Raw genomic sequence first — 11,490 nt, 5'->3', positions numbered from 1 at the left:
GGTCAGCATCCTTAACGATGACTTACTGAGAGAGAAGCCTATGTTTGGTGGAAAAGGCGGTCTGGGTAACCTGATGAAGCAGGCCCAGCAGATGCAAGAAAAAATGCAGCAGATGCAGGAAGAAGTGGCCCGGCTGGAAGTGACCGGTGAATCCGGCGCAGGCCTGGTAAAAGTCACCATCAACGGCGCGCACAACTGCCGTCGCGTTGAGATCGACCCGAGCCTGCTGGAAGACGACAAAGAGATGCTGGAAGATCTGGTGGCTGCCGCGTTTAACGACGCCGCCCGCCGCATCGAAGAGACGCAGAAAGAAAAAATGGCGTCCGTGTCCGCCGGTATGCAGTTGCCGCCAGGCTTTAAGATGCCGTTCTGATGCAGACCAGTCCGCTGTTAACGCAGCTTATGGAAGCACTGCGCTGCCTGCCGGGCGTCGGCCCGAAGTCGGCGCAGCGCATGGCGTTTACCCTGCTGCAGCGCGACCGCAGCGGCGGAATGCGCCTGGCGCAGGCGCTAACGCGCGCGATGTCGGAAATCGGCCACTGCGCCGATTGCCGTACCTTCACCGAGCAGGAGGTGTGCAATATTTGCAGCAACCCTCGGCGCAAGGAAAACGGCCAGATCTGCGTGGTAGAGAGCCCAGCGGATATCTACGCTATCGAGCAGACCGGGCAGTTTTCCGGTCGCTACTTTGTGCTGATGGGCCACCTGTCGCCGCTTGACGGTATCGGGCCGGATGACATTGGGCTCGATCGTCTGGAACAGCGTCTGCGTGACGAATCGATGCAGGAAGTGATCCTCGCGACCAACCCAACGGTAGAAGGGGAGGCGACGGCCAATTATATCGCCGAGCTCTGCGCGCAGTATGGCGTAGACGCGAGTCGTATCGCCCATGGCGTACCGGTCGGCGGCGAGCTGGAGATGGTTGACGGCACGACGCTATCCCACTCGCTAGCCGGGCGGCATAAGATTCGTTTTTAATCAAACGGAGGCGCTTTTCGGGGCCTCCGCTTGAAAACTTCTCCTTCTGTCCCCATCTCACCCTCAACGGTTTTTTTACCATTAACAATGGCATTGTTGAGGTTGATTTAGATGAAAGGACAAGAAACTCGTGGTTTTCAGTCAGAGGTCAAGCAGCTTCTGCACCTGATGATCCATTCTCTTTATTCCAATAAAGAAATTTTCCTGCGTGAGCTGATTTCCAACGCCTCCGATGCGGCCGACAAGCTGCGCTTCCGCGCGCTGTCCCAGCCGGATCTGTACGAAGGCGACGGCGAGCTGCGCGTGCGTGTTTCATTTGATAAAGACAACCGCACCCTGACCATCGCCGATAACGGCATTGGTATGAATCGCGATGAGGTCATCGACCATCTCGGCACCATCGCCAAGTCCGGCACCAAAGCGTTCCTTGAGTCCATGGGCTCTGACCAGGCGAAAGACAGCCAGCTGATTGGCCAGTTCGGCGTGGGCTTCTATTCGGCGTTTATTGTTGCCGATAAAGTTACCGTCCGTACCCGCGCGGCGGGCGACAGCGCCGAAAACGGCGTCTTCTGGGAATCCGCTGGCGAAGGCGAATATACCGTTGCCGACATTAACAAAGCCGATCGCGGTACCGAGATCACGCTGCACCTGCGCGAAGGCGAGGACGATTTCCTCAACGACTGGCGCGTGCGTTCGATCATCAGCAAATACTCCGATCACATCGCGCTGCCGGTGGAAATTGAAAAACGCGAAGACGTTGACGGCGAAACCGTCATTAGCTGGGAGAAAATTAACAAAGCCCAGGCGCTGTGGACGCGCAATAAGTCGGAAATCAAAGACGACGAGTACAACGAGTTTTATAAGCACATTGCCCACGATTACAGCGATCCGCTGACCTGGAGCCACAACCGCGTTGAAGGTAAGCAGGAGTACACCAGCCTGCTGTATATCCCGTCGCAGGCGCCGTGGGATATGTGGAATCGCGATCATAAACACGGCCTGAAGCTGTACGTGCAGCGCGTCTTCATCATGGATGACGCCGAGCAGTTTATGCCGAACTACCTGCGTTTCGTCCGCGGCCTGGTCGACTCTAACGATCTGCCGCTGAACGTGTCGCGTGAAATCCTTCAGGACAGCAGCGTCACTCGCAATCTGCGTACCGCGCTGAGCAAACGCGCCCTGCAGATGCTGGAAAAACTGGCGAAAGACGACGCGGAAAAATATCAGACCTTCTGGCAGCAGTTTGGCCTCGTGCTGAAAGAGGGGCCGGCGGAAGATCAGGCCAACCAGCAGGCCATCGCCAAACTGCTGCGTTTCGCCAGCACCCATACCGACTCCGCCGCGCAGACCGTGTCGCTGGAAGAGTACGTCTCCCGCATGAAAGAAGGGCAGGAGAAGATTTACTACATTACCGCCGACAGCTACGCCGCCGCGAAAAGCAGCCCGCATCTGGAACTGCTGCGTAAGAAAGGCATTGAAGTGCTGCTGCTTTCCGATCGCATCGACGAGTGGATGATGAGCTATCTGACCGAGTTCGACGGTAAGCCGTTCCAGTCGGTGGCGAAAGCCGATGAGTCGCTGGATAAGCTGACGGACGAAGTGGATGAAACCACTAAAGAAGCCGAGAAGGCGCTGGAGCCGTTCGTTGAGCGTGCCAAAACGCTGCTTGGCGACCGGGTGAAAGAGGTTCGTCTGACCCATCGTCTGACCGATACGCCGGCCATCGTCACCACCGACGCGGATGAAATGAGCACCCAGATGGCAAAACTGTTTGCCGCTGCGGGCCAGGCCGCGCCGGAAGTGAAGTACATCTTTGAACTGAACCCGCTGCATCCGCTGGTAAAACGCGCGGCGGATACCCAGGATGATGCGCAGTTCGGCGAGTGGGTTGAGCTGCTGCTCGATCAGGCGCTGCTGGCCGAGCGCGGTACGCTGGAAGATCCGAACCAGTTTATCCGCCGCATGAACCAGCTGCTGGCGTCGTAATCTTTACCCTCACTCTACCCCTCTCCCGCTGGGAGAGGGCCGGGGTGAGGGCATCAAACCGCACTCTACGTAAAATATCTCACCATTAACCGTTTCAGCCGCCCCGCCTTCCTTGAGCCATCCGCGTTCTGGTGGTATGGTTTAGCGTTTTTTGAAAAATTGAATCAACTTTTGAGGGGATTTTCGTAATGCGTATTATTCTGCTTGGCGCTCCGGGCGCGGGTAAAGGAACTCAGGCTCAGTTCATCATGGAGAAATACGGTATTCCGCAAATCTCCACCGGCGACATGCTGCGTGCCGCGGTGAAGTCAGGCTCCGAGCTGGGCAAACAGGCGAAAGATATTATGGACGCCGGTAAGCTGGTCACCGACGAACTGGTTATCGCCCTGGTCAAAGAGCGTATTACTCAGGAAGATTGCCGCAACGGTTTTCTGCTGGACGGCTTCCCGCGCACCATTCCGCAGGCTGACGCCATGAAAGAAGCGGGTATCACCGTGGATTACGTGCTGGAATTCGATGTTCCTGACGAACTGATCGTTGACCGCATCATCGGGCGTCGCGTTCACGCAGCTTCCGGCCGCGTTTACCACATCAAATTTAATCCGCCGAAAGTTGAAGGCAAAGACGACGTGACCGGCGAAGAGCTGACCACCCGTAAAGACGACCAGGAGGAGACCGTGCGTAAGCGTCTGGTTGAGTATCATCAGATGACGGCTCCGCTGATCGGCTACTATCAGAAAGAAGCCGAAGCGGGCAATACCCAGTACGCGAAAGTCGATGGCACCAAAGCGGTGGCCGACGTTCGCGTTGAACTGGAAAAAATCCTCGGTTAATTCCGTTAGTTCTCACCCCGCCGCGGCGGGGTGAGAACTCCTCTCATTTTACCTTTTTCTATGATTGGTTCCGTTTAGCGCCATTTCAGCTACAATTGTCAGCGATTCAAATGGTTAAGAGGCGGTAATGCATCAGACGAAAACAGGTATCTTATTAGCCAATTTAGGCACTCCCGATGCGCCCACGCCCGACGCGGTAAAGCGCTATCTACGACAGTTTCTTAGCGATCGGCGCGTGGTGGATACCTCCCGTCTACTGTGGTGGCCGCTGCTGCGCGGCGTGATACTGCCCCTGCGAGCGCCCCGGGTCGCTAAGCTCTATCAGTCCATCTGGATGGAAGACGGCTCGCCGCTGATGGTCTATAGCCAGCAGCAGCGGCAGGCGCTGGCCGCGCGGCTTCCGGATACGCCGGTGGCGCTGGGGATGAGCTACGGTTCGCCGTCGCTGGAGAGCGCGGTTGATGAACTGCTGGAGCAGGGCGTGGATCACATCGTGGTGCTACCGCTCTATCCGCAGTACTCCTGCTCCACCGTGGCGGCGGTCTGGGATGAACTAGGGCGTATCCTTGCCAAAAAGCGCGCCATCCCCGGCATCTCTTTTATTCGCGACTACGCCGATGACGTGGACTATATTCACGCGCTGGCCGCCAGCGTGCGCGCGTCCTTTGCGGTGAACGGTGAGCCAGATTTACTGCTGCTCTCCTATCATGGCATCCCTCAGCGGTACGCCCAGCAAGGGGATACCTATCCTCAGCGCTGCCGCGATACCACCCGTGAGCTGGTTTCAGCCCTGGGGCTGCCGCCTGACCGGGTGATGATGACGTTCCAGTCGCGCTTTGGTCGTGAGCCCTGGCTGACGCCCTACACCGACGAAACGCTGAAAATGCTCGGTGAGAAAGGGGTGAAGCATATTCAGGTTATCTGCCCCGGCTTTTCCGCCGATTGCCTGGAGACGCTGGAGGAGATCGCGGTGCAGAACCGGGAAATCTTCCTCGAAGCCGGCGGCCAGCAATATGAGTACATTCCGGCGCTTAATGCGGACACCGCGCATATTGAAATGATGGTCAACCTGACGGCGAAATATCGCTGATCGCGCGTGCGGCGGGGAGTATGCTACTATTCCCCGCTTGTTCACTGTCAATAAATCGCCACTATGAAATTTCCCGGTAAACGCAAATCCAAACACTATTTTCCCGTCAACGCTCGCGATCCGCTGCTGCAGCAAATTCAGCCGGACAATGAGTCTAACGTCGCCTGGGTGGTCGGCATCGATCAAACCCTGGTCGATATCGAAGCGAAAGTGGATGATGCGTTTATCGTACGCTACGGCCTGAGCGCCGGGCATTCGCTGGTGATTGAAGACGATGTCGCCGAAGCGCTGTATCAGGAACTGGTTCGCAATGACCTGATTACCCACCAGTTTGCCGGCGGCACCATCGGTAACACCATGCACAACTACTCGGTGCTGGCGGATGACCGTTCGGTTCTGCTTGGCGTCATGTGCAGCAATATTGAAATCGGCGGCTACGCCTACCGCTACCTGTGCAACACCTCCAGCCGTACCGATCTGAACTACCTGCAGGGGGTGGATGGGGCGATTGGGCGCTGCTTTACGCTGATTAGCGACTCCGGCGAGCGCACCTTTGCGATCAGCCCCGGGCATATGAACAAGCTCCGTCCGGAAAGCATTCCGGAGAGCGTCATCGCCGGCGCCTCCGCGCTGGTGCTGACCTCCTATCTCGTGCGCTGCAAGCCGGGCGAGCCGATGCCGGACGCGACGATGCAGGCCATCGCATATGCGAAAAAGCACGATGTACCGGTGGTCCTGACTCTGGGGACCAAATACGTTATCGCCGATAATCCGGCGTGGTGGCAGGCGTTCCTCAAGGAGCATGTCTCTATTCTGGCGATGAACGAAGAGGAGGCGGAAGCGCTGACCGGATTATCCGATCCGCTGCTGGCTTCCGACAAGGCGCTGGAGTGGGTTGACCTGGTACTGTGCACCGCCGGGCCTGCCGGGCTGTATATGGCCAGTTTTACCGAGGATGAGGCTAAGCGCAAAACGCAGCATCCGCTGCTGCCGGGCGCGATTGCCGAGTTTAACCAGTATGAATTCAGCCGCGCGATGCGCCATCAGGATTGCGAAAATCCGCTGCGTATTTATTCGCATATCGCACCCTATATGGGCGGGCCGGAGAAGATCATGAATACCAACGGCGCGGGCGACGGCGCGCTGGCGGCGCTGCTGCACGATATCACCGCCAATAACTATCATCGCAACAACGTGCCGAACTCCAGCAAGCACAAGTGCAAGTGGCTGACCTATTCCTCGCTGGCGCAGGTGTGTAAATACGCTAACCGCGTGAGCTATCAGGTGCTGAACCAGCACTCGCCGCGTCTGACCCGCGGCCTGCCGGAGCGTGAAGATAGCCTGGAAGAGGCTTACTGGGATCGCTAAGCCGGTAAGTAAAGCCGGCCCCGAGAAGTCGGGGCCGGAAGCATTAACCGGTAATAAGCTCGCCTGCTGGCGGCGTTTCGAGCAGCTGCAGCATGGCGCGGGCGATTTCCCGCTCGCCCATCACCACCTGGTTGGCGCCGCGTTCAACGATATACTCCACTTCATCGTCGTAGTGGGCGCGCGCGATGATCTCGATATTCGGGCACTTCTCGCGCGCGGAAGCCACGATTTCCCCGGCTTCATAGCCGTTAGGGATGGTCAGCAGCAGCCAGCGGGCGCAGTCAAGATGCGCCAGATTCATAATCTCTTCATTGGCGGCGTTGCCTAATACCGCGCGAATACCGCGTGCGCGCAGTTCGTCAACGCGGGTACGCGAGGTTTCGATAACCACCAGCGGCACGCCCTGCGCCATCAGTTTTTCACCGAGCAGGCTCCCGACGCGACCGAAACCGACCAGCAGCGCGTGGTTACAGATATCGACGGGGATCTGTTTCTCATCTTCAAGCACTTCTTCCAGCGTCTGTTCGTCCAGCGTCTCCGTTTTATCGAGATATTTTTCCAGCAGGGTAAACAGGACCGGGTTGAGCATGATGGAGATAATGGCGCCGGCAAGCACCAGGTTTTGCCCGGCCTGAGGCAGCACATCCAGCGCCATTCCTAGCCCGGCGAGAATAAAAGCAAATTCACCGATTTGCGCCAGGCTGGCGGCAATGGTCAGCGCGGTGCGCGGCGAGTGGCCGAACATTCGTACCAGGAAGAAAGCGGCAGCCGATTTACCGAAAATAATGATGACCAGCGTCGCCAGCACCGCCAGCGGCTGATCGAGCAGGATCATCGGGTCAAACAGCATTCCCACGGAAACAAAGAACAGTACGGCGAAGGCGTCGCGCAGTGGCAGCGTATCGTGGGCCGCGCGATGGCTGAGCTCGGATTCATTGAGCACCATACCGGCGAAAAAGGCGCCGAGGGCGAAGGAGACGTCAAACAGCTCAACGGCGCCGAAGGCGATGCCGAGCGCTAACGCCAGCACCGACAGCGTAAACAGCTCGCGCGAGCCGGTTGCCGCGCTGCGTGACATAATCCACGGCACCAGGCGGCGGCCTACCAGCATCATTATGGCGATAAAGGCAACGACTTTACCGATGGTAATGCCCATATCGAGGGCCAGGGTAGCCAGGCCAACGTCACCTTTCTCGGTCATGCTGGCGACCGCCGGCAGCAGCACCAGCGTCAGCACCATCACCAGATCTTCCACAATCAGCCAGCCGATAGCGATTTGCCCCCGCTGGCTATCAATAAGCTGTCGTTCTTCCAGCGCGCGCAGCAGCACCACGGTACTGGCGGTAGAAAGACACAGACCAAAAACGATCCCGGTCATTAACGACCAGCCCAGCATGGCAGAGAGCGCCATACCCAACAGCGTCGCCACGGCGATCTGGGCGATAGCCCCCGGAATAGCGATGGCCTTGACCGCCATCAAATCTTTTAAGGAGAAATGCAGACCCACGCCGAACATCAGCAGGATCACGCCAAGCTCTGCCAGCTCCGGCGCCAGCTTGGTATCAGCAACGAAACCAGGGGTAAAAGGTCCGGCCAGCACGCCCGCTAATAAATATCCCACCAGAGGAGAAATACGTAGCTTATTGGCAATCATGCCGAGAATAAAGGCGAGCACAAGGCCGCCGACAATGGTGGTGATTAGCGGTGTTGCGTGGTGCATTCCGTCTCCTTGCAGTGGTGAGCTGATCCATTTTCGGCATATACCCGTCATACTTCAATTTGCATGGGCGTTGGCTTTCCTCGCTCACCCCAGTCACTTACTTCAGTAAGCTCCAGGGGATTCCCTGCGTCGCCGCCTTCCTGCAACTTGAATTATTTAGGGTATAAAACCAAAAAACCGAATAATAGTTTATGACAATTTCAGTGGTTTTGTTTATGAATAATCGTTGAATTTTGCAGAAAGATGGAATTGGCATGCAAAAAAGCACGGACCGCAAAATGGCAGCAGCTTATGCGGGGTAATGCTGGTGGAGTAAGGGATTGAGGCAGCCAAAGTTACACTTTGGCTGCCGAAGAATCAGGACTTTTGGTGGTTGTTAGGCAGAAATATCGTCAAGATGCCAATCAGTGGCAAGAAAGCGCAGATTTTATAGACCAGCTCGATACTGGTATGGTCAGCTAATAGCCCCAGCACCGCGGCGCCAAGGCCACCCATGCCAAAAGCAAATCCGAAGAACAAACCAGAAACCATGCCGATCCGCCCCGGCAACAGCTCCTGAGCGTAGACCAGAATGGCGGAAAAAGCCGACGCGAGGATAAAACCAATTATCACCGTTAAAATGCCGGTCCATTCCAGCGATGCGTAGGGTAAAACAAGAGTAAACGGCGCTACGCCAAGGATAGAGCCCCAAATAACATATTTGCGCCCAATCTTATCGCCTACAGGCCCGCCAATCACCGTTCCCGCCGCGACGGCAAAAAGGAAAGCAAACAGATGAAACTGCGCGTTTTGCACCGATAATCCAAACTTTTGCATCAGATAAAAGGTGTAATAGCTGCTGATGCTCGCCATATAGAAGTATTTTGAGAAAATCAGCAGCAAAAGAATGCTAACCGCCAGAATGACTTTGTTTTTCGGCAATGGATTGACAATGACCGCTTTGGGTTTACCTTTGTTCATACGGTGCTGAGCGGCATACCAGCGGCTGATCTGCGCCAGCACGACGATCGCCAGCAGCGCCGCCAGGACAAACCAGCCAACGTTACCTTTGCCGTAGGGCGCGATAATCAGGGCCGCAAGCAGCGGGCCTAACGAACTGCCAAAGTTGCCGCCGACCTGGAATATCGACTGCGCCAGGCCATGGCGACCGCCGGAGGCCATTCGCGCCACGCGTGAAGACTCCGGGTGAAAGACCGAAGAGCCGGTACCGACCAGCGCGGCAGCCAGCAGAACCATCCCGAAGCTCCCGGAAATCGCCAGCAGCACCAGACCGCTTAAGGTAAAGCACATGCCTATCGGTAGCGACCACGGCATCGGGTGTTTGTCGGTCAGATAGCCGACGACCGGCTGCAGCAGCGATGAGGCCAGCTGGAAGGTTAGGGTAATCATCCCTATCTGCACAAAGGTCAGCGAAAACTCGGCCTGCAGCAGCGGGTAGATAGCCAGAATAAGCGATTGGATCATATCGTTTAGCAAATGCGAGAGGCTGATAGCGCCGAGAATGCGAAACGAGGTGCGTGCTTTTTGCGGCGCAGCAGCAGGGCCGGATAAGGGTTGTGCGGTCTGATTCATTGCCATAGGTTCGCTTAAGTATTTTTTATAGAGGATGCAGGTGGAATTATTATCTGCCTAACATACCTGCCCCTAAGGTTTGAAGGAAGTCGCAATTCTGAAAACATATTTGTCTAATCGGCTAACTCGCTATACTTTCGGCACTTGTCATTTCGTCAGGGAGAGAAATATGCACTTTATGAAGCAAGGCGTTGCGCTGGCGCTATTCACGGCGTTATCGCTGGGGAGCCTGTCTGCGCAGGCCTATGAGCAGGATAAAACCTATAAAATTACCATCCTGCATACTAACGATCATCATGGCCACTTCTGGCGCAGCGACTACGGCGAATACGGGCTGTCGGCACAAAAAACGCTGGTGGACGGCATTCGCAAAGAGGTGGCGGCAGAGGGCGGCAGCGTGCTGCTGTTATCCGGCGGCGATATCAACACCGGCGTGCCGGAATCCGACTTACAGGACGCGGAACCCGATTTTCGCGGGATGAACCTGATTGGCTATGATGCGATGGCGGTAGGCAATCACGAGTTTGATAATCCCCTTAGCGTACTGCGTCAGCAGGAAAAATGGGCGAAGTTCCCGTTCCTCTCCGCCAATATTTACCAGAAAAGCACCGGCGAGCGTCTGTTTAAGCCGTGGGCGCTGTTCAAACGCGGCGGGCTGAATATTGCGGTTATCGGCCTGACGACCGACGATACGGCCAAAATTGGTAACCCTGAGTTCTTTACGGATATCGAGTTCCGCAAACCGGCGGAAGAGGCCAAACTCGTTATCCAGGAGCTGCAGCAGAATGAAAAACCGGACGTCATTCTGGCCACCACCCACATGGGCCATTATGACAACGGCGCCCACGGCTCGAATGCGCCGGGCGACGTCGAGATGGCGCGCAGCCTGCCGGCAGGTTCGCTGGCGATGATCGTCGGCGGCCACTCGCAGGACCCGGTATGCATGGCATCTGAGAATAAAAAACAGGTGGATTACGTTCCGGGCAGCCCGTGCGCGCCGGACAAGCAGAACGGTATCTGGATCGTCCAGGCCCATGAGTGGGGCAAATATGTGGGCCGCGCCGACTTCGAATTCCGCAACGGCGAAATGAAGCTGGTGCACTATCAGCTGATCCCCGTCAACCTGAAGAAAAAGGTCACTTACGACAACGGCGAGAGCGAGCGCGTGCTCTATACGCCGCAAATTGCCGAAAATCCGCAGATGCTCTCCCTGCTGACGCCGTTCCAGAATAAGGGCAAAGCGCAGCTGCAGGTCAAAATCGGTAGCGTAAACGCGCACCTTGAGGGCGATCGCAGCAAAGTGCGTTTTGTGCAAACCAATATGGGACGTCTGCTGCTGGCGGCGCAAATGGCGCGCAGCAATGCCGATTTCGCGGTGATGAGCGGCGGCGGCGTGCGTGATTCGATTGAAGCGGGCGATATCACCTATAAAGACGTGATGAAGGTACAGCCTTTCGGCAACGTGCTGGTGTATGTCGATATGAGCGGTAAGGAAGTGACGGAGTATCTGACCGCCGTGGCGCAGATGAAGCCCGATTCTGGCGCCTATCCGCAGTTTGCCAACGTCGGTTTTGTGGCCAAAGACGGTAAGCTTAATAATTTGAATATCAAAGGCGAACCGGTCGATCCGGCGAAGACCTACCGTATGGCGACCCTGAGCTTTAACGCCACCGGCGGCGATGGCTACCCGCATATTGATACCAGGCCCGGCTATGTGAATACCGGCTTCATCGACGCGGAGGTGCTGAAAGAGTATATCCAGAAAAACTCACCGCTGGACGCGGCAGCTTATGAACCGAAAGGCGAGGTAAGCTGGCAGTAACGTCAGAGCAGCGCCCCGGTGGCGCTGCGCTTACCGGGGCGACAGGTCTGAGCGGTTTTGGATTTTGTAGATACTGTGAACGCCTGCAACCATTTTTAGTTGCCGATACTTTCTCCGGCTC

9 protein-coding genes are annotated in these 11,490 nt (G+C 56.5%); 7 read left to right on the top strand and 2 right to left on the bottom strand.

From position 1 onward, the window contains the following. Positions 1–40 precede the first annotated feature (40 nt). The 6 genes from ABLU87_RS28080 (at position 41) to ABLU87_RS28055 (ending at position 6,255) form a co-directional block, all read left to right on the top strand. Positions 41–373, top strand: a complete 333-nt coding sequence (locus ABLU87_RS28080; protein WP_004099673.1) for a YbaB/EbfC family nucleoid-associated protein — start codon at positions 41–43, stop codon at positions 371–373. Then, a complete protein-coding gene (gene recR, locus ABLU87_RS28075) occupies positions 373–978 on the top strand; it encodes a recombination mediator RecR (protein WP_004129946.1) in 606 nt (201 codons plus the stop codon). The genes ABLU87_RS28080 and recR overlap by 1 nt, the downstream gene beginning before the upstream one ends. 111 nt (positions 979–1,089) lie before the next feature. Then, a complete protein-coding gene (gene htpG, locus ABLU87_RS28070; RefSeq protein ID WP_009653565.1) occupies positions 1,090–2,964 on the top strand; it encodes a molecular chaperone HtpG in 1,875 nt (624 codons plus the stop codon). A gap of 188 nt (positions 2,965–3,152) precedes the next feature. Further along, positions 3,153–3,797 (top strand): adenylate kinase, encoded by a 645-nt coding sequence (adk, locus tag ABLU87_RS28065; RefSeq protein WP_004848363.1) that lies wholly within the window; start codon positions 3,153–3,155, stop codon positions 3,795–3,797. Positions 3,798–3,924: 127 nt separating this feature from the next. Continuing rightward, positions 3,925–4,887: a ferrochelatase gene (gene hemH / locus ABLU87_RS28060; RefSeq protein WP_025107141.1), complete on the top strand. Its 963-nt coding sequence runs from the start codon at positions 3,925–3,927 to the stop codon at positions 4,885–4,887. Positions 4,888–4,950: 63 nt separating this feature from the next. Then, on the top strand, positions 4,951–6,255 hold the full coding sequence (locus ABLU87_RS28055; protein ID WP_064377620.1) for an inosine/guanosine kinase: 1,305 nt from the start codon (positions 4,951–4,953) through the stop codon (positions 6,253–6,255). A gap of 43 nt (positions 6,256–6,298) precedes the next feature. On the opposite strand, the gene ybaL is transcribed toward ABLU87_RS28055, so the two are convergent. Then, positions 6,299–7,975, bottom strand: coding sequence for a YbaL family putative K(+) efflux transporter (gene ybaL / locus ABLU87_RS28050; protein WP_122117829.1), 1,677 nt, complete (start codon positions 7,973–7,975; stop codon positions 6,299–6,301). A 357-nt stretch (positions 7,976–8,332) separates the two neighbouring features. After that, the gene (locus ABLU87_RS28045) at positions 8,333–9,553 is read right to left on the bottom strand and encodes an MFS transporter (RefSeq protein WP_004848370.1); all 1,221 of its coding nucleotides are present in this window, start codon (positions 9,551–9,553) and stop codon (positions 8,333–8,335) included. 163 nt (positions 9,554–9,716) lie between these two features. Here ABLU87_RS28045 and ushA point away from each other — a divergent pair, with 163 nt between their 5' ends. Continuing rightward, entirely contained in the window at positions 9,717–11,369 is a 1,653-nt protein-coding gene (gene ushA / locus ABLU87_RS28040) for a bifunctional UDP-sugar hydrolase/5'-nucleotidase UshA (RefSeq protein ID WP_122117983.1), read from the top strand. The last annotated feature ends 121 nt before the right edge of the window (positions 11,370–11,490 follow it).

It is taken from the genome of Klebsiella sp. CB_Kp196, from assembly GCF_040061575.1.
Lineage (GTDB): Bacteria > Pseudomonadota > Gammaproteobacteria > Enterobacterales > Enterobacteriaceae > Klebsiella > Klebsiella michiganensis.
The sequence above is the reverse complement of the archived record's forward strand: the minus strand, read 5'-3'. Positions and strand labels throughout refer to the sequence as shown.

Bases quoted from the DNA above. Each gene is read 5' to 3' on its own strand.
- ABLU87_RS28080 (WP_004099673.1), top strand. From the start codon at position 41: ATGTTTGGTGGAAAAGGCGGTCTGGGTAACCTGATGAAGCAGGCCCAG.
- recR (WP_004129946.1), top strand. From the start codon at position 373: ATGCAGACCAGTCCGCTGTTAACGCAGCTTATGGAAGCACTGCGCTGC.
- htpG (WP_009653565.1), top strand. From the start codon at position 1,090: ATGAAAGGACAAGAAACTCGTGGTTTTCAGTCAGAGGTCAAGCAGCTT.
- adk (WP_004848363.1), top strand. From the start codon at position 3,153: ATGCGTATTATTCTGCTTGGCGCTCCGGGCGCGGGTAAAGGAACTCAG.
- hemH (WP_025107141.1), top strand. From the start codon at position 3,925: ATGCATCAGACGAAAACAGGTATCTTATTAGCCAATTTAGGCACTCCC.
- ABLU87_RS28055 (WP_064377620.1), top strand. From the start codon at position 4,951: ATGAAATTTCCCGGTAAACGCAAATCCAAACACTATTTTCCCGTCAAC.
- ybaL (WP_122117829.1), bottom strand. From the start codon at position 7,975: ATGCACCACGCAACACCGCTAATCACCACCATTGTCGGCGGCCTTGTG.
- ABLU87_RS28045 (WP_004848370.1), bottom strand. From the start codon at position 9,553: ATGGCAATGAATCAGACCGCACAACCCTTATCCGGCCCTGCTGCTGCG.
- ushA (WP_122117983.1), top strand. From the start codon at position 9,717: ATGCACTTTATGAAGCAAGGCGTTGCGCTGGCGCTATTCACGGCGTTA.